This window comes from Pseudomonas sp. B19125, from assembly GCF_044218855.1.
In the GTDB taxonomy this organism is placed as follows: domain Bacteria; phylum Pseudomonadota; class Gammaproteobacteria; order Pseudomonadales; family Pseudomonadaceae; genus Aquipseudomonas; species Aquipseudomonas edaphica.
Genome location: NZ_CP162589.1, coordinates 3701225 through 3723254, shown reverse-complemented (window position 1 = coordinate 3723254; position 22030 = coordinate 3701225). Strand labels below are relative to the sequence as shown.

Below are 22030 nucleotides of genomic sequence, written 5' to 3'. Positions count from 1 at the left end.
CTACTGACAAGCAAGAGAAAAGTATGCACACAACAATAACTACCGCACCGAGGGAATGACCATGCGTACCTCCTCAGATCGCGAAGCTGAATTGGCCGCTTTGTTCCAGGCTCGGTTTTTTGAGCGCCTGCGTGACAACTGCGACTCTGGCGTGATCGGCGCCTACGAACGGTCTCCGCTCGGGCCACACGATGACAAGACTCGAAGGGTCGTGCGTGGGCTGGGCGGGGCGTCTATAGCCGGCAAGGCGATTGTCATTTCGCTGGGTATCGACGGGCCATGGGGCGTAGGGAACATTGTGATTGGAGAGCCAGGCAACTTCTTTCGAAGTCCAGGCATTTTCCTGACTTACGACGACGCATTGCGTCACGTTTTTTCGCTTCGATGCCGAGCCCTTTTCGCTACCGAGTCGCGCGAAACGGATTCTCAGTCGCATAACGGATGAAATGAGAATGAACCAGGTCAGTCAGCAAATTTTCGGCTATAGCGACGGATTCTCTGTGTCGCCGGGTGAAAGTCTTTCTTTCAAGGTAAGTTGCGAAGGGGTCGCGCGATATTACGCCTCGCTTGTGAAGCTTCGACACGGGTTTACGGGGGAGTCGGGCCCCGGTTTCCTTGAGACGCCTTTTGAGTCGTCGTTCGAAGGAAGCTACGAGGGTATCCAGCATGTGTGCCAGCCGGGCTCTTATGTGGAATTCACTGACACGCAAGGACTTCTGCGATCCCCTAACGGTTTGGTTATTGAAGCCCATGTCTATCCGACACTGCCGCAAGGCACACGCTCGGGCAACTTCGGGGCCTACCACGTAACACAGAACTCATTTGAGAGTGATTCGAGTCTACAGGCCATTTTGGGAAACTGGTCCGTGGCAAGTTGTTCTGGCTACGCCCTTGTACTGGAGGAAGGGCGGCCAACGTTTATATGGGTGGCAGATGGTGAGACAAAGAAAGTTTCATTGGCAACGCCACTTATTGCACACCAGTGGTATCGCGTCATAGTCAGTGTCAAATCGGATGCCGGGACGGTCTGCCTGGAGCAGACACCAATCGACAACATCATGAACCGTCTCTCAGCGAGTGCCAGTGCCTTGCGCGCAGAATCACGTACTGTCCCGTTCGGCGCGAGACTGACTGAAAGCCAACTCCCCTTCAGGATCGGGGCGCTGGCCTGTCAGCAAGACGGTCGATGGCTGGCGAATGCCGCCTACAACGGAAAAATCGGTGGAGTCCGCATTCTGCGTCCCTCTCTCGGCGATGCGGCTGTTTCCGAGCTGGCCGCCTGGCACTTTGGCAAGAGCCTTCGTGACGATGGCCTGTTACTCAGCGATGTTGTAGACGTGTCCGGAAACGGTTTGCATGGACGCTGCTTCAACGCGCCGACACGGGGAGTGGCGGGCCATAGGTTTAAGGGGTTGAGCGACGACTTTCGGCGGGCACCTGACGAGTTTGATGCGATCCATTTTCACGACGATGACATCACCGACGCCCAGTGGCCAACGGCGTTCAAGATTCAGGTCCCGGACGATCTCGCGAGTGGTGTATACGCCGCGAAACTGAGCAGTGCAGGCGTTGAACAATACATCCCGTTTTTCGTCAGGCCGGGACGCCAGAAACGCGAAGTGGCGGTGCTTTTCTCTACGGCGACTTATCTGGCGTACGCCAACGACCGAATAGCCTTTGAAGCCAATGGCGCGGAAATCATCGTCAGTCGGACACCGATCATTGATCGTCAAGATCTGACGCTTCAAGACCATCCTGAATTCGGTCGTTCCTGTTATGAAATCCATAACGATGGCTCTGGCGTCGTCTTCGGCAGCACTCGGCGCCCCATCCTGACGCTCAACCCCAAACACCGCGCCTGGTTCCAGGCAGAGGGCGTATGGGGGCTTCCTGCTGATCTCTGCATCGTTCATTGGCTCGACACAATCGGTTGTGAATTCGACGCGCTGACGGATGAAGACCTCGATCGCGAAGGCGTCGACCTGCTCAAGGACTACAAGGTTCTAATCACGGGCAGTCATCCAGAATACGTGACACGCAACGAAATCAACGCGATCGAGGCTTTCACCGGGAACGGCGGACGCTTGATGTACTTGGGAGGAAACGGTTTTTTCGCAACCGTTTCATTTGATCCGGAAGAGCGGCATGTCATGGAGTTGCGCAGGTCAGACGCGGGTACACGCCCCCACGAGTCGCCGTTTGGCGATCGCCGCCACCAGACCTCCGGTGAAATGGCCGGTCTATGGCGCAACAAGGGTAAGGCGCCGCAGCGACTACTAGGCGTGGGGTTCGCCGCGCAAGGCTTCGACCGCTGCACGTATTACGAACGCCTCACCGACAGCTACGACCCACTCGCCGCATTTGCGTTTGAAGGGATTGGCAGTGACGAGCGCATTGGCGACTTTGGAATCATGGGCGGTGGTGCCGCCGGCGCGGAGATCGACCGGTACGATCCGTCATTAGGGGCCCCACCGGGTGCGCTTGTCCTGGCGACTTCCGGGCCATTGTCGGATGCCTATCTTATCGCCGCCGAGGACGTCTACGAATCAATCCCTGGCATTGGCGGGACCGAGCAGTCTCGCGTTCGCGCGGACATCGTTCTGTGTCCATTGCCAGGAGGGGGCGGCGTGTTCTCAGTGGGATCAATTGCCTACAGCGGTTCACTTTCCCACAACCGTTACGACAACAATGTCGCGCGACTCACCGGCAATGTGCTCAAGCGGTTCCTGCACCCTGAAGCGCTGGACGTCATCATCGATTGCAATTGACCGTCCATCAGATGCATGAGTGCGGAGCCCGGCCGATGCTTGGCCTCGGGGTGCGGACCATGCTGCGGTGCATACATTGATCGGACCCAAGGGGCAGCCACGCCCGGCTGCTCTTAGGGCGCGACAAGTTCATGGCAATAGAAGGCGACGTGCACTCACACGAAAAGCGCGGTTCGCTGGTTCGATAGTCGACAGTAAGAGGGGCTCCTAAACTGAATTCATCGAACGTCAAAAGACCCATCTTGGTGTTTGAGTGAATAGGTCCTTTCCAGTCCCGATGTGCAAATAACAAAAGCGGTACGCGGTTCCACAGCAAATGCTGGCGACACGCGGCAACCGTACCTAAATAGTGTCCGGGTGAAAATCCGGGCCAATCGTCAAGGGGCAACAAAAATGAGCGATACCTTGGTCGTACCCAGTGATAATGGTCAACTCAGCAAGAAACTTTCGCTGACGGACGTCCTTGTCTACGGGTTGCTTTACTTCGTTCCGATTGCTCCTGTCTCTGTCTTTGGAGCGATTCATAACACGTCCAATGGACTGACCGCGCTGACCTATACGCTGGCCGCCATCGCGATGGTGTTCAGTGCGATCAGCTACAGCGAAATGGCGAAACGAATTCCTCTTTCTGGATCGGTCTATTCCTATGTGACAAAGGGCACCAATGCCACATTCGGCTTTATGGCGGGATGGGCCATCCTGCTGGACTATCTGTTGCTTCCCGCGTTGCTGGCGGTTCTAGGTGCAGCGGCCTTGCAACCTTTGTTTCCCAGCATCGACAAGGTGGTTTGGTTAGGGATTTTCGTCGCTGTGCCCATGATCGTTAATCTGTTCGGTATCACCGTTAATGTGAATGTGGGAAAGGTGCTGCTGGTCATCCAGCTGGTTGTCCTCTCGATTTTCATCGTGTTTGCGGTTGGCCTTATCGCCGGAGGAACGGTTTCCAAGGAGCAACTGTTAGCGCCTTTCTATAACCCGTCGCAATTCAGTATGTCCGCCGTGTTTGGCGCCGTACCAATCGCCGCTCTGAGCTTTATCGGTTTTGATGCTGTTTCGACGCTGAACGAGGAGGCCGAGGGGGGCGGTAAAACCGTATCGCGGGCGACGATGTTGTTGCTGGTGATCGTGACCGTGCTGTTCGTTGCGCAAGTCTACCTGGCGTCTGTGTTCGTTCCCCTAGGGTCGAAATATCAGGACGGCGCCGTTGATGTTGCCTTTTACACGGTCAGCACCCAAGTGGTGGGGACGTGGTTCCTGCCGGTCATCACGTTGACGAATGCACTAATAGCTTTGCTGGCTAATGCACTTATCTCCCAGGCCACCACGACAAAAGTCATCTACTGCATGGCACGCGATAAAAAGCTGCCTCGTGTGCTCGCCAAACTTAATAAAAATGAAGCACCAACGACCGCGTTATACCTGGTCGCTGCGCTCTCGCTGGTGATTGCCATTGTCGGCAAAGACCAGATTGAAACCATCGTAACGATGGTCACGTTCGGCGCATTGTGTGCCTATGTGATGTTGCATGCTTCTGTCATTGCTTTCTTCAGGGGTAAGACTGATCGCTCTTTCTTCAGACATCTCGTTTCCCCTGTACTGGGTGCGGCCGTCCTCTGCTACGCACTGTTCAGCGCGAACTCGAACGCCCAACTCGTCGGTGTCGCATGGCTCGTACTCGGTGGCATCGTCGCGTGGATTCTGAAAGGCAAGAACTCGTTGGACATACCCGTATAGAGCCCCTCTGTGACTTTAAGGCTGCATGAAAAACCATGTGGCCGATACGCAAACCTGTCGTGACTCCCCAACTGGACGGCTGACTTAGTCAGCAACTTATTGTCCGTTAAATCTAAATTCTTTCTGAGTGCAGGCATCTCGCGCCTGCACTCATTGGAGACGCCTATGCACATTAAAATGCTCATCAACGGCGAATTGGTCGCAGGCGAAGGCGAGCGACTCGCGGTAATGAACCCTTCTCTGGGGACCGCACTAGTGGACATTGCTGAGGCTACGCCCGCGCAGGTTGATTGCGCAGTGCAAGCCGCTGACGCCGCCTTCGAAAGCTGGTCCCAGACCACGCCAAAGCATCGCTCGCTGTTGTTGCTCAAACTGGCTGACCTCATCGATAGCCATGCCGTAGAACTGGCCCGGCTGGAATCGAATAATTGTGGCAAGCCTTACGCGGCCGTCTTGGGCGACGAACTGCCTGGCGTGTCCGATGTGTTTCGTTTCTTCGCGGGTGCGAGTCGGTGTTTGCAAGGCTCGGCGGCGGGCGAGTATTTGCCAGGCCATACTTCGATGATTCGGCGCGATCCCGTGGGTGTCGTCGCCTCGATCGCGCCTTGGAACTATCCACTGATGATGGCCGCGTGGAAGCTGGCTCCCGCCTTGGCGGCCGGCAATACCGTTGTCCTCAAGCCTTCCGAACAGACACCGCTGACGGCGCTTAAGTTAGCCTCGTTAATGGTCACGGTTTTCCCTGCTGGCGTGGTCAATGTTGTGTTCGGACGAGGGCCCAATGTAGGAAAGCCGCTCACTACCCACGAGAAAGTGCGGATGGTCTCACTGACGGGGTCAGTGGCCACCGGCAGTCATATCATCGCCGGCACCGCTGACACCGTTAAGCGTATGCATATGGAATTGGGAGGCAAAGCCCCCGTCATCATTTTCGACGACGCAGACATCGATGGGGCTGTAGAGGGCATACGTAGTTTCGGTTTCTATAACGCCGGCCAGGATTGCACCGCAGCCTGCCGGATCTATGCGCAAAAAGGCATTTACGCTCGCCTCGTTGAAAAGCTCGGCATCGCCGTATCCAGTATCAAGTTTGGTCTTCAGGATGATCCTGAGACTGAGCTGGGGCCTCTGATCACCCAACAGCACTTGGACCGTGTTGTCGGCTTCGTGGATCGAGCACGGTTACTGCCACACATAGAAGTCGTGACGGGCGGGAAACGCGTGGAAGGTCCCGGTTACTTCTTCGAACCCACGGTACTTGCCGGCGCGCGACAAGACGACGAAGTGGTGCGCCGGGAGATTTTCGGCCCGGTGGTTTCCGTGACCGAATTTGAAGACGAGGCGCAGGCACTGTCTTGGGCAAACGACTCTGATTATGGCCTGGCATCATCGGTGTGGACCTCTGACGTAGGACGAGCTCACCGTCTTGCGGCGCGCCTGCAGTACGGCTGCACTTGGGTCAATACCCATTTCATGCTGATGAGCGAGATGCCACACGGTGGTGTAAAGCAATCCGGCTACGGCAAAGACATGTCGATGTACGGATTGGAGGATTACACCGTGATTCGCCACGTGATGGTCAAGCACTGACCGAACTTTAGCGCCGTCTCTGCAGCCGCCCACACGAATGCTGAAACGCACAACCGCGCAGTCTTGCTTTTGCAGGCTGCGCGTAGTGCCAACGCCGAGTAGGTGGAAGCACTTATCTGACTGACAAAACATATTGTTCATCCATGAAGCAGACCATCCGCACTTTCTCGTGGGTAGTGAGCGGCTTTCCTACAGTGGGCCCGCGTCCGAACACAACATTGACCACGCCAGCAGGGAAAACCGTGGCTATTAACGAGGCTAACTTAAGCGCCGTCAGCGGCGTCTGGGCCATGCAGCCGATTTCGGTAACGCCAAGTTCGAAGCTTGCCTTGTAACCGCCAAATCATCACAGACAAACTTGCCCTTCCAGTCTTTCAGGAAGTTGCGAGCATGTTCTCCGGCACGAGTAGGGCAGAAGTCGTAAACCACCGCTGCCAAGTCCGAGAACTGGCTGGTAGCTTTACGCCTCTGTCGCAGTTGTCGGAACTAGTTCAAGCCGCCCTGACACAAGTATTTTATGTGCATGTAGTCTTCCAGGCCGTAACGTGAACCCTCACGGCCATACCCCGACTCTTTGACACCCCCAAACGGGGCGGCCTCTGCGGCGATAGCTCCTTCGTTGATGCCCACGATGCCGTACTCAAGCGCCTCCGATACGCGCCAGACGCGTTTGACATCCTGGGTGTAAAAGTAGGCCGCCAACCCGAATGGAGTGTCGTTGGCCAGTTCGATCACTTGCGCTTCAGTCGTGAAGCGGAAAATGGGTGCCACGGGGCCGAATGTCTCTTCATTGCAGAGTTCCATGTGCGAGGTCGCATTGATCAACACTGTCGGCGCGTAGTAGTTCGGACCGTCTGCGACAGCATCGCGAATACGTCGACCGCCAGTGGCGATTTCTGCGCCTTTAGAAACAGCGTCATCCACGTGGCGGGCGATCTTGTCGATGGCGCGCCCGTTGATCATCGGACCAATCTGAGAATCGCCGTGGGAGGCTGGCCCAACCTTCAGCGCACTGACCCTTGCTACTAGCTTTTGCACGAATTGATCATGAACAGCGTTCTGCACGTAGATCCGATTGGGGCACACGCAGGTCTGACCGCCGTTGCGAAATTTGGAGGCCATGAGGCCGTCCACTGCAGCATCGAGGTCCGCATCATCAAAAACAATGAATGGGGCATTGCCGCCCAGTTCAAGCGAGCACTTTTTCAAGGTGTCGGCTGACATTCGGGCCAGATGTTTGCCCACTGGCGTCGACCCTGTAAAGGTTATTTTGCGCACCCGTGAATCCGCCAGCCAAGCGTTTACCACTTCGGGGGTACGCTCGCGCGAAGCGGTGACGATGTTCAGTGTTCCTGCCGGAAAACCTGCTTCTTCCGCCAGGCGCACAAGCGCCAGGGACGTCAGTGGCGTGTCTTCGGCGGGCTTGCAGACGACGGTGCAACCGGCTGCCAGTGCTGGCGCGATCTTGCGGGCAATCATCGCCGCCGGAAAATTCCAGGGGGTGATCGCTGCGACCACGCCAACAGGTTCCTTGATTGCAGTCATGCGGCGACCCGAGACCGGTGCCGGGATCACATCGCCATAAGAGCGCGTCGCCTCCTCGGCGAACCACTCAACATAGCTGGCGGCGTAGATCACTTCGCCGCGCCCCTCTGCGAGCGGTTTTCCCTGCTCCAGGGATATGAGCCTACCCAAGTCTTCCTGATGCTCCAGAATTAGATCGTTCCAGCGTTTGATCAATTGCGCGCGCTGCTTGGCAGGGGTGCTTCGCCAGGCAGCAAAAGCCGAATGCGCGGCATCGACGGCTTCACGGGCGTCAATCGCATTGCTGTCGGGCACTTGGGAGATATAGCTGTCGTCGGCCGGGTTGGTGACCGCCAGCAGCGCCTCTGGATCTCTGGTGCGCCAATGGCCGCCAATGAAATTCTGCGTTCGAATCAGGTCAGTGCGGGTCAGTTTCAAGCTCATGCCGAGGCTCCTTAAATGTGTGCAAACAGGTTGGTTCAGCTGACGATGCCCAGGTGCCAGGGCACGAACTCGTGATCCCCAAGCCCTAACAATTCGCTCTTGGTCGAGGCGCCTGAGGCCGCCTCCAGGATGTGCTCGAAGATGCGTTGCCCCATCTGCTCAACCGACAATTCATCGTCCAGAATGAGGCCGCAATTAATGTCGCTATTCTCGTCTTCAGACCGCAGCAGCGATGGCCTTGCCCAGCGATTCAGTGTCGCCGGTGCCACCGATGTCGGCGGTCAAGGGTGCATTCTCCGGGCCCATCGCAAGCACGGTTTCGATCGCGGTCAGCACTGCGGCACCCGCTTCGGGATGGCCCAGGTGTTCGAGCATCATCGCACCGCACCAGATCTGCCCGACCGGGTTGGCGATGCCTTTTCCGGCGATGTCGGGCGCCGAACCATGCACCGGCTCGAACAGGCTCGGGAAGTTGCGCTCCGGGTTGATGTTGGCCGAGGGGGCGATGCCGATCGTGCCGGTGCACGCAGGGCCCAGGTCGGAAAGGATGTCGCCGAACAGGTTGCTTGCCACTACCACGTCGAACCAGTCCGGGTGCAGGACGAAGTTCGCAGTGAGAATATCGATGTGGTACTTGTCGACATTGACGTCGGGATACTTGTTGCCCATTTCCACGACGCGCTCATCCCAGTACGGCATGGTGATCGCGATGCCATTGGATTTGGTCGCCGAGGTCAGGTGCTTCTTCGGACGGCTTTGCGCCAGGTCGTAGGCGAACTTGAGGATACGGTCGACGCCGACACGGGTCATCACGGTTTCCTGCAGCACGATCTCGCGATCGGTGCCGGGGAACATCTTGCCACCGACACTGGAGTACTCGCCTTCGGTGTTCTCGCGCACCACCCAGAAATCGATGTCGCCGGGCTTGCGGTTCGCCAGTGGGGCCTTCACGCCGGGCATGAGACGACAGGGGCGCAAGTTGACGTACTGGTCGAATTCACGACGGAACTGCAGCAGCGAATCCCACAAGGAAATGTGGTCAGGCACCACGTCCGGCCAGCCCACGGCGCCGAAGTAGATAGCGTCGTAGCCCTTGAGGGTGTCGAACCAGTCGTCCGGCATCATCTTGCCGTGAGCCAGGTAGTAATCGGCGCTGGCGAAGTCGAACCAGTCCCATCGCAATTCCAGATTGAACCGGGCAGCCACAGCGTCGAGTACACGCACGCCTTCGGGCATCACTTCCTTGCCAATACCGTCGCCGGGGATCACTGCAATTTTGTACTGGGTTCTGCTCATGGATTTGACTCCTGGGTTGATTGGGGCATGGATTTCAGTGTTTGCAGTGTCTTTGGATTAACAATTAGTCTTGCTAGAAAGCCAATCCTGGTTTTTAGGAAATCCATGCGCATGCTCGATGACCTGAGTTTCTTTCAGTTTCTGCACTGGCGTACTCAGCAACCTAGAATGGCTACCAACAGATCACAAGCTCTGCGCGACATCCGATTGAGCGATTATTTGTCGTTTAATCGTCGAGCAAACTATACAAATGAGAGGGTGGCAGGACCGTTTCTGGCATGGACTTGCCGACAGAAAGGAAGCGATGCCCGGTGCTCCCAGAGTTTCAGAATTGCATCCATGCAAGCGCTGCTGGCGCGCGCGACCTGGCCTGCATCCTCAGCATCCTCTAGCTCGCGCATCAACCTGGCGATGTAACTGGCCAGCCACCTGGCGAGTGGATCGTCGTTTCGTTCCATTAACTCGGCGGTCAGATCAGCGCCGAGCTTTAAGCAATGAATTTCATTTTCCAACAGCATGACCATGTCTTCACCTCCTTATACGCAGGCAAACGGCTTGCCTGTTTCAGATGGTTTGTACAAGAAGGCCCGGATCAACGTCCGATGGCACTCAGAAACTGATACCAGCCCGCAACGATCCGAACCACGAGTACCCATAATGGATAAAAAGGGATTCGGCGAGCTCGGTCCGCCCACATCAACCCTAGCTCCGGTGAGCTTCCTGCGATTACTTCGGTCACGTGTTTGCCGATGTACGAAGACATCGCCACACCCGTGCCGTTGTAGCCCATCGCATACACGACCCGATCATCCAGACCCCCCACCTGGGGCACGCTGTCGACCGTCAAAGTCAAAAGTCCCGACCATCGAGACTGATCGCAGTTATCAGGTCAGGTAGGGCCTGCGGGCTTAAACACCACATAGACCTTTCTCAGAGTTTCCTGAATCTCCCAGACACCTGAGATATTTCGAGGAAAAAACAGCGTATCTCCGCCTTTTATAGCGAGAGGTTCTCCATCAGTGGGTGTAAACGTACAAACCCCCGTCAGGATATGCATGACTTCAGCTTCGGTTAATTGACGCTCAAACCGTCCCGGGGTGCATTCCCATATTCCCGTTTTGTTTTCAGCCGCACCTTCAAGGTGAACCTCCATGCCACTCATGTTCTGGGCGGGTGTGCTCAGCGATCTTAAGGGCGCGCCAAGAGACTCCAACCCCTGTGCGACAGACGATTGAGCAATAATTTTTATCTTCATGGGCAGCCGACCGATTTGAATGGTGAGTGGATGACTGAGCCGTTTCTGAAACGGTTCTGCCCCAGGGAGGGAAACGATGCCCGGTGCTCCCAGAGTTTCAGAATGGCGTCCACGCAAGCGTTGCTGGCTCGCGCGACCTGGCCTGCATCCTGCGCTTGCTCCAACTCGCGCATCAATCTCGCGATGTAACTGGCCAGCCACATGGCGAGTGGATCATCGTTTAGTTCCATTAACTCGGCGGTCAGATCATCGCCGAGCTTTAAACAAGGGGTTTCATTTTCCAACAGCATGACCATGTCTTCACCTCCGTATACACAGGCAAACGGGCTGCCTGATCAGATGGTTTGTACAAGAAGGCCCGGATCACCGCCCGATGGCATCCAGAAACTGATACCAGCCAGCAACCAGCCGAACCACGGGCACCCGTAATGGATAAAAAGGGATGCGGCGAACGCGGTCCGCCCATATCAATCCCAGCTCAGGTGTGCTTCCTGCGACGACTTCGGCCACGTGTTTACCGATGTACGAAGACATCGCCACACCAGTGCCGTTGTAGCCCATCGCATATACGATCCGGTCATCCAGACGCCCCACCTGCGGCACGCTGTCGACCGTCAAAGCCACCAGCCCCGACCATCGATGGCTGATCGCAGTCTCGGCCAACGTCGGGAACTGCTTAATCATCGCCCTATGAAGCGCCTCGTATGCGGTACTCGACTCATCGGTACCAAAAGCTCCGCGACCGCCGTACAGCAGACGGTCGCCAGCCATGCGAAACCAGCGCATCATTCGGCGGGTTTCGGTGTAGCTGCGAGCATGCCTCAGCAACTGCAGCTCTTGCCCTGTCAGAGGCTCCGTCGCCAACATTGCTGAGCGAAAAGGCACCACACACTGGCGAACTGCATCTGTTACAGAGGTCAGCGTGGAATATCCATTGGTTGCCAACACCACCTGCTTCGCGGTGACCGTCCCGTGCGAGGTTTGCACTACGACGCCGTTCGCAACCCGGCGTATACCCGTGACCGGTGATGACTCACTCAGCGTTATGCCTTCTGCCTGCAGGCCACGGGCAAAGCCTCTTGCGAAATTCAGCGGGTGAAGCACACCTCCGCCAGTGTCCAGCACCCCGCCGACAAAGTCCGGGGAGCCGGTTTCTTCCTGCATCTGCCTGGCAGACATAACGTGCAAAGAGCGCTCGCCCAGCTCAGCAGCCAACCAATGCGCCTCCTGTGCGCAGTACGCCAGGGAAGTCGCGTTGTGCGCGCAATGCAGGCTGCCATTTTTGCGATACTGCGCAGCCTCCAGCGAGTAAGCCGCCACCAGCTCTTCGATGTGTTCCACTGACTCGAGGGACAGCCGCCGCATGATCTGCGCCATCTCAAGGCCATGGCGCGCGGCGACTCGGCTCAGAGGCAGGCGGTATTTAGCCGACACCACACCGCCGTTACGACCACTCGCTCCCCATCCGATCCGGCTGGCCTCCAACACAATCGGCGACAGTCCTTTCGCGGCCAGATACCTCGCTGTAGACAGTCCGGTGTAGCCACCACCGACGATCACCACATCGTATTGATGATCTCCCTCCAAAGGCTTGAGGACCGGTGGATCGATGGCCGTTTCCTGCCACAGTGACGCTACATCCGGGAACAGGGCGCGCGCAGTCATGACGGGGCGTCCTTAAGAAAAGCGGGCGGCGGGGTTAGCCAGTTCTGCTTCGACAGCATCTGCAAACTGCTGCATCGAATGGAAATGGAAGTCTGGCTTGGTGACCTTTGGAGGGACCGGCGTTGCGCCATAGCCTTCGATGTCATGGCGACGCTCAATCCAGCAGGTGGTGTAACCCGCTTCGCTCGCCACGCCGATATCGTGATACTGGCTCTGAGCGACATGCAGGATGTCGCGCTTCTGGAAGCCTGCTGCTGATTGACGCCCTTCGTTGAACGCGAAGTACAACGGATCGGGTTTGTGAACGCCGGTCTCTTCCGAGGTCAGGCTGTCGTGAAACGGGTGACCCAGTGTGTACTGGTACGCCGAGAACGACGTGCGGTCGACGTTGGTCATGGCCACCAGACGAAAATGCTTGCGCAGGCGTGCCAACGCATCCACCGAGTCGGCGAAGGCAGGCCAAGACACCACCGACGCCTGGAAACGATCACCTGCCGCCTTGTCGCTGATCAAGCCCAGTTCGGCAGCGAAAGCCTGGTAGATGTCGCTCATGGTGTACATGAAGCGATTAGGTGCACGCATCTCCCCCCGATATACATCATCGGCACGCTTGTAGGCATCGAAGATCGCGTCATCCGAAATATCATGGGCCTTGGCCCCGCCAATATTGCGCACTGCGGCAAGGATGCCGGCTTCGAAGTTAATCAGTGTGCCAACGACGTCGAACGTCAGTACTTTAAAATCTGTCATTTTCATGATGTATCTCCTGGTCAGAATGGTGGGGTTTGCCTTTGAAGCAGTGAATTGCGGGCACAAGAATGCGTCACAACGGCGCGACCGTGTGCTAGGTGTCGATTCAAAAGGGTTGAAGCATCAGGCTGGGCGTAGTGCCCCGGTCAATTGAACATCGCAGCGAAGCGCGCTTTGTTTTTGAGGTAGTAAGCGTCCACAACCTTATCGGCGGAACTGTCCTTAGCCTCCATCTGCATCGCTTCCAGATCGCTCAGCGGTAGCGTGTAGTGCCGCAGGAATGTGGCGACCTTCGGTTCGTCCTTGGTGAAGCCCAAACGAGAAACCACGTGAATGTGTTCGGTGCCACCAAAGATCTGTTTCGAGTCGGTGAGGTAGCGAAGCTTCCATTTGGCGAACATCCAATGGGGGTTCCACGCGTTGATGATCGACCATTTTTCGCGACTCTGATCTCGCGCAAGCTCAGACAGCATGCCCGCCTCTGAAGACGCCAAGAGTTTGTAGCCCTTCAGGCCGTATTCGGTGATCGCCTTTTCCGACAATTTGTACTGACCGTTGCCGGCTTCGGCCGAGAGGATGCGATTACCGAATTTCTCGGCGATGCCGGGTTTATTCAGGTCCTCAATGCTCGACACTTCACTGGCTGGAATGCTATCGGGTATGGCCCAGCCGATCTTTCCGTCGTATATCACGCCGAGATCTTCCACCTGACTGCTGTATTTCTCCCAGTAGGATTTATGAGCGCCGGGCAGCCACACCATTGGAATGACATCGACATTCTTGTTGGCCAGCGCCTGAAACTGGATGCCCAGATCAGCCATGACCAGCTTGACCGACCGACCGGTCTGATCCTCGATCACTTTTGCTGCCAGCTTGGCGGTGATCTCCGCGTCTGCCCAATTGATCCAGCCGATTCGGATCGGTGGCTGCTCAGCGCTGGCTGGCATCACGTGCAACACTGAACACGCTAAGACACCCAATAAAACCTTGAACGCTTGCTTTACGCGCATTTGCTTATCTCCAAAAATTAAGATACTGCTTGGTAATGGCACGGAGGCAGATCGAATAGTGGGCAACGTAAGCATCGGGGGCGTGCCTGACGCCCTGATGGCTATCTGGCCATGATCGAGACGGCGGAACAAACAATTAATTGATCAGCTTTGGATGACTTCTGGTAATGGAAAAACTTCGGCGTCGCCTTCCTCCTCTAAATGGCCTCGTGATTTTCGAAGCGGCCGCGCGTCTTTTGAGCTTTACCGCAGCGGCCAATGAAATCTGCATCACGCAAGCAGCGGTTAGCCGTCAGATACGACAGGTCGAGGATTTTCTCGGCCATGATCTGTTCGTGCGCGAGCATCGCAGGGTCAGCCTCACGGCCTCCGGTCGGAGGCTTTATGCTGCAGTAGATCAGAGCCTTGAGCGTATCGCCCAGACCGCGAACGATATTCGCAGCGGCACTCAGGAAGCGTTGACCATCACCGCCACCATCGGATTTTCGACGTACTGGCTGATGCCGCGCCTGGAGGCGTTTCAGGAAGCGCATCCCGAAGTGCCGATCCGCATCCTGGCACTGGACCGCGAGGTGAGTTTGCGCGAGGAACAAATCGATGTGGCGTTCACCTGCGGTGATGAAGGCCAGTCTCAACACATCCGAATGACTCGGCTGTTTGACGAGAACATGGTGCCCTTGTGCAGCCCCGCTTACCTGCAAGGCAAACGTATCGAGAGCCTGGAACACCTTGTAGGTGAGCGACTATTGCATCTGGATCACGAACACTGGCGGGGCTTCAACTGGCCGGTAGTGGACTGGTCGACCTGGTTGAGTCAAATGGGCTATGAGGGACCGCTGCCGCCGTCGCGCTTTGCCTACAACAATTACGCACAGCAGATCCATGCCACATTGTCGGGACGGGGTATCGGGCTCGCTTGCGTCGGGATGCTCAAGAGCTATATCGACAGCGGGCAGTTGGTTCAGCCATTGGATCTGGAGCATCGCACTGCACGGGGTTATTACATGGCGATCAATGAGGCGAGTAGCAATATGGCGGCTCTGAAAATCTTTAAGACTTGGTGGGATCTATCAGTGACCGAGCAATTGCCTTGATCGCAAGTTATCGGCATAGGGCTGGCCTATTGCTATGCTACAGATGCGTAATTGTTGACGCCGATGCCGTGGTGACCCAGTTGCTGAGATTTCTCTGCCCCATTTGACTCCTCGTAAATCACTGTCTGTGGTTTATTTTTGCAGGTTTGAAGATGGGCAGTCTTGCGTCGGGAGCTAGTTCAATCTAGGGGCAGCGCCAACACATTCACCTCATGCGCAAGAATGGGGATGATCCTGAAATGACGATGGTGCGTTCACTGCCGTTACCCGAGCTATCAAGTGAAGAAGGGCTGTACATGGCCTTCAGTCCAGCTACGCCAGACGCAACCGTAGAACGGTTTAGGGCAGAATTGGATCGGATCAAGCAAGATGGCACATATCACGCTATCGTCAAAAAATGGCTCCAAGGTCCATCACATTGAACGCATCGACTGCTGCCTCTCACGAAGGTCCCACATCGGCCATTAGCCGCCATTTACTAAAAGCCGCTTTCGACGCAAAGCTGGCAATGGCGATACCCCAGACTGATTCCGGCCCGATACGATAGAAGCATTTACAACACTTGGTCGTGCCCAGCCCCATTGTTCGGGAACCTTCTGGCCACTTAATAAGAACTAATGCTGATCGTCTGGAGGGACGGTAACGGGATTAAGAAAAGAGTTCCAGGCCTTGTATGCTTCATGATGCTTTTTGACTTCCTCATCCCAATCAGGCCCTGAAACTCTCTTCGAGACCACCATCATCATCATTTTGGTGTTGGCGGCATCAAGCTCAACTAGTAGCTCGTGGCATCTAAATCTAAAATCATCTATGTCTTCCATATACTCACCTTGCGACAGGTCTAGCCGGATATACCGGGTCATGCCCATTTTCGTAATGACAAGTCCCCAAAGACAAAGGTTCATTGAGCAGCCGAGTTTCTATTCGGCATGTTTTGAACAGACTGCATCGCACAGCAGCTCCAACAACTCATTCGCCAGGACCGCCGCTTCTTGTCGATAGTCGGTGTTCCAGCGGCACGACCAGTTATCAGGTTTTCCCTCATCCTCCCATTGCGCCAATGCAAGCCCGTTGAGTATTTCCAGCTCGAACCAAACACGCTGCCAAGCGACGGCGTCCTGGACTGACGCCGTGTCTTGCCATAGGAATTCTGTTTGCACGACAAATGCCGACCATGCAAACAGATCCTCTGAGGCTCGCTCACCGATCATTCGGAAGTATTTTGCGCTAGCCAATCAACGATTCCTTGTAGTCGTTTACCTGTTTAGTAAACGTCTATCCCCGGATAGAGATCCGCGGGTGGACGATAATTGGGGTTCTCAAAGCGGCTGTTCTCGTAATGGGTTTTGGCCGTCGGTCCATCGCCGTTATAGGTCACCTGCGGGTTTGGCGTGAGATGCCAACCGCTTCCTTCCTTGTCGCGCTCGATCAGTGATGCGTACAAGCTACAGTTGCCTGATGAGCCGGATGTCAGCCTGAACTGGTAATAGCGTCCGGCTTGGGGCGTGAACTTCGTCGAGACATAGCAGGAACGAGTGCGTGTCCCCTCCCAGAATAGATCCACTTGCGTTTCGATACCGGGTCGGATCTGCGTTTCGTAATAGTCCCATGTAAGGTCTTGCCCTGCCTTTGGCATGCCCACGTCCTGTGTGTGGGTGAACGGCAGGGGGCCGGTGCGAACGGCGCCGCCCGAACGTTTGCCGTTTTCGTATTGGTAAATTTCGGCGTGCTGCGTGTAGTCGACGATACGTACCCAGGCAGGGTTAGGCTCGTTTTCGGGCGCGGTAAAGTAGTTGGTATGGGGCAAAAACTGGCAGCCTGCGAACAACGGCAATACAAGCAGGCAGAGCAGAGGGCGTATCGACATGAAGCCTTTCCTTTTGCGGAGTCAGGGTTACAGACCGCAAAAGAGGAGGCGCATTGCGTAAAGGCTGAAAATTTTGTGGCTGAATCGTCGCGACGATATCGGTTTCAACCGGTCGCGACAGGCAGAAATCGGCCAAAAGCAGTCGCTCACTGTCCAAGAAATCCGGAGCGATTCACGTTGAATGGTTAGCGGGTCGAGATAAAGTGGCATGCTCCGGATGCGAACGCTGCCATGAATCATGTAGGGTCGAACTCGGGAGCTGGATGGACCGCGCAAATAAAAATAGGAAATAAATTGCTGGGTCAAGACGGCGTGCTTTACCGGAGGCCTTCGAATACAACGCATATACCTGTGGATTTCTAAGCATGAAAAATGTTGAATATTATGCGTCGCTGCCAGATTTCATTACCAAGGAGGAACTTGAAACGGCGTTTGCAGAGTTGTTGGATGAGTTCGAACCTGAAAAAAACGGCAGCGCGGAGCTTATAAAGTCATTGGTGCAATTGAGTGAACGACAGTGGCATACCTATAGTTTGTTAGACGATAGTCTCAGAGAGCGAATTGAACATTGCTTGTTGTCTTTATGGAATGGTCATGATCTGGAGCAGGCTGAAGAGGTTATTAGCATTATGGCGAGCTTAGGGCTTGAAGCGATCAATACTTTCCTAGCCTCTCGCTCGCCTAAAGACGTGTCACCGGAGGTGTTTAATGAGATTTCACTCGCGTTATCCGAGTTGGGTAGCTCTGTATCAGATCCGTATATTGGGATGCGCTAATTAGCGGCGACATAGTTGCGAATAATTGCCTGAATCGCCCCTAGTTTCGTAGACACGCCGAGTGACCGCTTCTGGCCGATTGAAGCCTGTCAGAAGCTCCCTAAAGTTGATCTGTCTCAAGCGCCAGTACCCAGCGGTTGAAAGGCGCTGAGCCCGCCAAACCCAGCATGTCAAAGAACACCCATTTCCGAGTCTTTACCGAAAAAGACTGAACGGCTTGTTCGGGGGTAACCCTCTGTGCATTGCTGGTCGATATGACCTCACCAGACGCGCTTCCAATGTAAGGCGAGTTTCTGGGGGCAAGCATACCGACTTGCAACGTCCCGCAATCGTCCGGAAGGTTCAAAGGTAATGTTTCACCCGTTTCCAGGCGGCCGACGAACGTTCCATCAAACAAAACTGCCAGCGGGATCGCCTGGCCATAGGCGCTGTCAAATATTCCTTTCTTGCGCTGAATGGTGATATCCATGTTCTGTTCTTTAAGGTACTCACTACACAGAGTCGCACGCTTACGACGCACTGCGAGCGCGCGCAACGAAGTCTGAAACGCCCTAATTTGGCAGGCAGGTGGAATGACCGCTTCTGGTACTCTCTACTCATTTGTTGCGTGTTGTGTGTTGCATGGTTGAATAGCGCCTAGCTTTGCCAGTGTTCTGGCCACATCCCAAGCAATCGTTTTTTTATGTATGTTTTGACCAATATAGGAAAAGCCTTGGTTGGGGCACGGGCATATGGCTCTATGAAATGTATTAATCCACATAAGGGGGCAGCGATAGAGTGTCGCTTGCACCATGCCGAAGTCGGCTTGAGCATCGCGACAAAAGAGTTGGGTCGCAAGTGCTATGGCGGTATCTACCTAGGGCACAATGGTCTACGAAAATCGATCGCACTCAGGTCCGTGCCCCTACCCATGTGACGTGATCCGACCTTAGGAATTTTCAGCCACTGTCAACGCATGCGCTTGAGGAATAGCTGATGAAGTGAGCGGCCGACCTGCCGCCAAGTCCCCAAAGGAATCTGCCGTATCAATGTAGCGCATGGCTGACTTCATGTCCTTCCAGCCGACGTAGGTCATCAGCGCTTTAATGTCCCAGCCATTCGCCGCCGCCCAGGTGGCAAACCCACGCCGCATGGAGTGACTGCTATAAAGATCAGCCGAAACTCCTGTGTGCTCGAAGATGCGGCGAAGTAGGGGTATCAAGCTGTTCGAATTGATGCCAGCCTCGGCGAGATTGCCCCAGCGGTCCAACTTCCTGAACACCGGCCCACGCGCAATTCCGGCCGCGGTGATCCAGTTGATATAGGCTTGAACTGGGCATAGTTTTTTTAAGGCAGGGGTGCGGAATGTGGTCCCCATGTGTTGTCGATCGCCCTTTGTGTGCGGCAGATAGAAAGTGATGCCTATCCCTGACTCGGCTTGGGTGTGCTCGACCTGCAAACGAGCCAGTTCGTCACCCCGGAACCCCCGCCAGAACCCAATCAGCACCAGAGCGATGTCTCGCCTATGCCTGATCACACTTCCAAATTCGCCGCGCTCAGCCGCGAGAGCCGCCTCTCGCTCAAGCCACCCCACCGCTTGTTCCAAGTGATGTAGAAGGAGGGGGGCGGCCTGTTTCTCTTGGGCAGGATGCAATGTCCGAATGCCCTTGATCATTTGCTTAACGGTCGGCGTTTTGGTGGGATCGGGGAATCCCTGGGTGATGTGCCACTGAGCCAAGGCGGCCAGACGCTGCTTCAGCGTGCTGATGGTGTGCTGTCCGGCATACTCGGCGAGATAACGCACGATGCCATCGCCAGTCGTGGGGAGAAAGCCGCCCCAGGTCACTTCGAAGTGTTCCACCGCCGCACGGTAGCTACGCCGAGTGTTCTCCCGGGTGCCGGCTTGCAGGTAACGATCCGCCTTGTTCATCTCGACCCTTCTACGCCAAACGTACCTTTTCCAACACTGGAAAAGGCGAAAAACGGTTCTATGATGCGATAACGCTCCATTATTTTATCAAAGAAAAGATCTCATATTGTCCTTTTTTTTCAGTAAAGTGCTATGTATATACGTGGTATGTAAAACGGTACGAAATCGTAGGAGAGAAAAATGGCACGCGGCGGAATTAATAAGGCGATTGTCCAAAAAGCCCGGGAATCGCTGCTGGCTCGGGGAGAGAATCCGAGCATCGACGCCGTGCGCATCGAGTTGGGAAATACCGGCTCAAAGACAACTATTCACCGTTATTTGAAGGAAATAGAAGATTTTGACCCTCGACCGCGGGCCTCTAGAGAGCGGCTGAGTGATGAATTGACTGAGCTTGTTGCCGGCCTCTTAGAGCGAATGACAGTGGAGGGCGGCGAAGCTCTTGCGTACGCCCAGGCGCGCTTCGACGAGCAGCGCAGCGAGCTGGAGCAAAAGCTCGACGGCTTGAGTGCCGAACTCACCTCATTGCAGCGTGAAATGGATAGTCAGAAAGGAGCGTTAGTGCTTCAAGCGGATGAGTTGCAGATTTGTCAGACAAGCCTGCAAACCGAGCTCACCCGCAATGCACGCCTGAGCCAAAATTGCGGTGACTTGGAAATTCGCGTGCAGGAGAAGGATGAGCAGATCCGTTCTCTGGAAGAGAAGCACCTTCACTCCCGCGAGGCGCTGGAGCATTACCGCAATGCGGTCAAGGAACAGCGTGACCAGGAACAGCAACGACACGAAGGGCAGGTGCAGCAAGTTCAGGTTGAGCTGCGTCAACTCCAGCAGATGTTGATAGTCAAGCAGGACGAACTGACTCGACTCAACAGAGATAACGAGCGCTTGCTGAGTGAGGCTCGGCAACTGGCCAAAGCTGCGGCGACGCATGAAGATGCGGCGGTTCGATTGGTCGGTGAGATTGACACCATGAAGACAGCAGTCGCCAAGGCTGACGGTGCGAAAGAAGCGCTTCAGGAACAGCTCGGTATGTCGCGTGCAGAATCCAAGCGGCTAGAGGAGGGTTTGGCGCAGACGAGCTCGCAACTCGCCGAAGCCACGAGGTTGTCATTGCAATATTCAGCGGAGCTCGCTCAGCTACGACAAGCCGCGGCTCATCCTGATATCGACAATGAAGGCTCCACTAAATAATACCCAAGGAGAGTTAGATTGAACAAATTTAACGCGGTGTATGGCGGTTCCGTTGCAAGCACTCTTGACCTCAAATATGCGCATGAGCGTCTGAACCAGATGGTTTCCTCGGGCGATTGTTCAGGGCCACTGAAGCGCGCCGGACGAATCAAGTCTCAAGCGAAGAGGGTGGCGCCCAAAATGAGCAGGGGGGAGCCTTGATGCGTATAAGGGTAAAGAAACACTGCTGTGAATTTCTAGGGATTGTTTTGAGTTGCATACTAAGCACACATTCAGCGTTCGCTTGCACAGCGCTGTCACTGTCAGCGACCATCTGATATCGGCGGTGGCAATTGGGCATAAATTGGGGACGGCGATAGGCCGTACTGGGTCGATTTCCGCCAGTGACGTCAGGCCTGGATCCCGATTTTAGAGCGATCGTTCCAAATGAAAGGCGTTCCACGCCCAGCCCACAAGTCTTGTGAGAATTCTCTTACATCGACTTGATCGAAACCACTTTCACAAATCGGAATTTTTTCTTGGCCGCCCTAATAGCCTCTTGCTCGGCTAGGAGGGTACTTAGCGTATCGGCCTCATGGACCATCTCGTGCGTCTCACCTTCAAATTCATTGCCCACTCGAAGCGTGACTCTCAGCCTGGATGTAAACGTTTTCGCGACTTTCTTTTTCTCGGCCACTTTTTCCGGCTGCGTGATCACGATATCCGAGACGGGCTTCTGCACTGGAGACTCACTGCATTGCGGAGCTTGCTCGCTACCACCGAACAGCGCCCGGCGCATTTCTTCTTCAGTTAAATCTGGGTTCATGCCAATTCTCAGAGGAGTGTTATGGGTGCTAATGCGATTCTATCAGCATGGCGATTTTATCCGGTCGAGAGTCCTGTCTGTTCAGGTCTAAACCCTTGCAACCACGCTGGAGGATTTAGGCTCGCTATTTATCGATATAGCTACGTATCTTTCGCGAGACCGGGCCAACTCATCTTGCCAGATTTACCCTCGTGTGACTCTCAGATGTTGCCTTTTGCATACAAATCCAAACACCTTATCAATTCTCCTGTATTGGCTGAAATAAAAACCTAAGGATCTGTTAGAGCTTCTAAAATGGCAGACATCGGGACAGTGCGCCGGGCTCAACAGACCTGGGAGCTAAGTAATCACAAGG

The 22030-nt window shown here is 55.3% G+C and carries 22 protein-coding genes and 2 pseudogenes; 6 read left to right on the top strand and 18 right to left on the bottom strand.

The features are described 5' to 3' along the window. The first annotated feature begins 452 nt into the window (after positions 1-452). From AB4P96_RS16920 to AB4P96_RS16910, 3 genes are all read left to right on the top strand, one after another. Complete coding sequence (locus AB4P96_RS16920) at positions 453-2768, top strand: N,N-dimethylformamidase beta subunit family domain-containing protein (RefSeq protein WP_395599826.1); 2316 nt, start codon at positions 453-455, stop codon at positions 2766-2768. Between the two features lie 393 nt (positions 2769-3161). Next, positions 3162-4502: an APC family permease gene (locus tag AB4P96_RS16915; protein ID WP_395599825.1), complete on the top strand. Its 1341-nt coding sequence runs from the start codon at positions 3162-3164 to the stop codon at positions 4500-4502. A 165-nt stretch (positions 4503-4667) separates the two neighbouring features. Continuing rightward, positions 4668-6092, top strand: a complete 1425-nt coding sequence (locus AB4P96_RS16910; protein ID WP_395599824.1) for a gamma-aminobutyraldehyde dehydrogenase — start codon at positions 4668-4670, stop codon at positions 6090-6092. A 151-nt stretch (positions 6093-6243) separates the two neighbouring features. Here AB4P96_RS16910 and AB4P96_RS16905 read toward each other — a convergent pair. From AB4P96_RS16905 to AB4P96_RS16850, 12 genes and pseudogenes are all read right to left on the bottom strand, one after another. Further along, positions 6244-6378 (bottom strand): annotated as a pseudogene (locus tag AB4P96_RS16905) (aldehyde dehydrogenase family protein); the annotation flags it as partial. Further along, positions 6379-6548 (bottom strand): annotated as a pseudogene (locus AB4P96_RS16900) (transposase); the annotation flags it as partial. Between the two features lie 30 nt (positions 6549-6578). Further along, positions 6579-8060 (bottom strand): NAD-dependent succinate-semialdehyde dehydrogenase, encoded by a 1482-nt coding sequence (locus tag AB4P96_RS16895; protein WP_395599823.1) that lies wholly within the window; start codon positions 8058-8060, stop codon positions 6579-6581. Between the two features lie 35 nt (positions 8061-8095). Next, positions 8096-8329 (bottom strand): UxaA family hydrolase, encoded by a 234-nt coding sequence (locus AB4P96_RS16890; RefSeq protein ID WP_256534790.1) that lies wholly within the window; start codon positions 8327-8329, stop codon positions 8096-8098. Further along, positions 8277-9356 carry a tartrate dehydrogenase gene (locus AB4P96_RS16885; protein ID WP_395599822.1) on the bottom strand — a complete coding sequence of 360 codons (1080 nt, stop codon included), beginning with the start codon at positions 9354-9356 and terminating at the stop codon, positions 8277-8279. Before AB4P96_RS16885 ends, AB4P96_RS16890 begins: the two co-directional genes overlap by 53 nt. Positions 9357-9598: 242 nt before the next feature. After that, positions 9599-9880 carry a hypothetical protein gene (locus AB4P96_RS16880; RefSeq protein ID WP_065890982.1) on the bottom strand — a complete coding sequence of 94 codons (282 nt, stop codon included), beginning with the start codon at positions 9878-9880 and terminating at the stop codon, positions 9599-9601. 68 nt (positions 9881-9948) lie between these two features. Next, on the bottom strand, positions 9949-10179 hold the full coding sequence (locus AB4P96_RS16875) for a hypothetical protein (protein ID WP_395600984.1): 231 nt from the start codon (positions 10177-10179) through the stop codon (positions 9949-9951). 66 nt (positions 10180-10245) lie between these two features. Further along, complete coding sequence (locus tag AB4P96_RS16870) at positions 10246-10611, bottom strand: cupin domain-containing protein (protein ID WP_083213986.1); 366 nt, start codon at positions 10609-10611, stop codon at positions 10246-10248. After that, a complete protein-coding gene (locus AB4P96_RS16865; protein WP_395599821.1) occupies positions 10608-10907 on the bottom strand; it encodes a hypothetical protein in 300 nt (99 codons plus the stop codon). Before AB4P96_RS16865 ends, AB4P96_RS16870 begins: the two co-directional genes overlap by 4 nt. A 67-nt stretch (positions 10908-10974) precedes the next feature. Next, a complete protein-coding gene (locus tag AB4P96_RS16860) occupies positions 10975-12276 on the bottom strand; it encodes an NAD(P)/FAD-dependent oxidoreductase (protein ID WP_395599820.1) in 1302 nt (433 codons plus the stop codon). A 12-nt stretch (positions 12277-12288) separates the two neighbouring features. Continuing rightward, the gene (locus tag AB4P96_RS16855) at positions 12289-13032 is read right to left on the bottom strand and encodes an HAD-IA family hydrolase (RefSeq protein ID WP_065890978.1); all 744 of its coding nucleotides are present in this window, start codon (positions 13030-13032) and stop codon (positions 12289-12291) included. Positions 13033-13172: 140 nt separating this feature from the next. Beyond that, positions 13173-14036 (bottom strand): glycine betaine ABC transporter substrate-binding protein, encoded by an 864-nt coding sequence (locus AB4P96_RS16850; RefSeq protein ID WP_065890977.1) that lies wholly within the window; start codon positions 14034-14036, stop codon positions 13173-13175. Between the two features lie 167 nt (positions 14037-14203). On the opposite strand from AB4P96_RS16850, the gene AB4P96_RS16845 reads away from it, so the two are divergent. Then, positions 14204-15130, top strand: coding sequence for a LysR substrate-binding domain-containing protein (locus AB4P96_RS16845; RefSeq protein ID WP_065890976.1), 927 nt, complete (start codon positions 14204-14206; stop codon positions 15128-15130). A 614-nt stretch (positions 15131-15744) separates the two neighbouring features. Here AB4P96_RS16845 and AB4P96_RS16840 read toward each other — a convergent pair. The 3 genes from AB4P96_RS16840 to AB4P96_RS16830 form a co-directional block, all read right to left on the bottom strand. Beyond that, the gene (locus tag AB4P96_RS16840; RefSeq protein ID WP_234010447.1) at positions 15745-15951 is read right to left on the bottom strand and encodes a hypothetical protein; all 207 of its coding nucleotides are present in this window, start codon (positions 15949-15951) and stop codon (positions 15745-15747) included. A gap of 99 nt (positions 15952-16050) precedes the next feature. Further along, positions 16051-16365, bottom strand: a complete 315-nt coding sequence (locus AB4P96_RS16835; RefSeq protein ID WP_371919444.1) for a hypothetical protein — start codon at positions 16363-16365, stop codon at positions 16051-16053. Positions 16366-16394: 29 nt separating this feature from the next. After that, the gene (locus AB4P96_RS16830; RefSeq protein ID WP_099602351.1) at positions 16395-16997 is read right to left on the bottom strand and encodes a hypothetical protein; all 603 of its coding nucleotides are present in this window, start codon (positions 16995-16997) and stop codon (positions 16395-16397) included. Between the two features lie 365 nt (positions 16998-17362). Here AB4P96_RS16830 and AB4P96_RS16825 point away from each other — a divergent pair, with 365 nt between their 5' ends. Then, complete coding sequence (locus AB4P96_RS16825) at positions 17363-17773, top strand: hypothetical protein (protein WP_176992071.1); 411 nt, start codon at positions 17363-17365, stop codon at positions 17771-17773. Between the two features lie 100 nt (positions 17774-17873). Here the strand turns inward: AB4P96_RS16825 and AB4P96_RS16820 are convergent, their stop codons facing one another. After that, a complete protein-coding gene (locus AB4P96_RS16820) occupies positions 17874-18242 on the bottom strand; it encodes a hypothetical protein (protein ID WP_395599819.1) in 369 nt (122 codons plus the stop codon). A 459-nt stretch (positions 18243-18701) separates the two neighbouring features. Next, positions 18702-19682, bottom strand: coding sequence for a site-specific integrase (locus tag AB4P96_RS16815; protein WP_395599818.1), 981 nt, complete (start codon positions 19680-19682; stop codon positions 18702-18704). A 180-nt stretch (positions 19683-19862) separates the two neighbouring features. Here AB4P96_RS16815 and AB4P96_RS16810 point away from each other — a divergent pair, with 180 nt between their 5' ends. After that, positions 19863-20870: a DNA-binding protein gene (locus AB4P96_RS16810; protein WP_395599817.1), complete on the top strand. Its 1008-nt coding sequence runs from the start codon at positions 19863-19865 to the stop codon at positions 20868-20870. Positions 20871-21342: 472 nt separating this feature from the next. Here AB4P96_RS16810 and AB4P96_RS16805 read toward each other — a convergent pair whose 3' ends face one another. Next, positions 21343-21675 carry a hypothetical protein gene (locus AB4P96_RS16805; protein ID WP_395599816.1) on the bottom strand — a complete coding sequence of 111 codons (333 nt, stop codon included), beginning with the start codon at positions 21673-21675 and terminating at the stop codon, positions 21343-21345. Between the last annotated feature and the right edge of the window lie 355 nt (positions 21676-22030).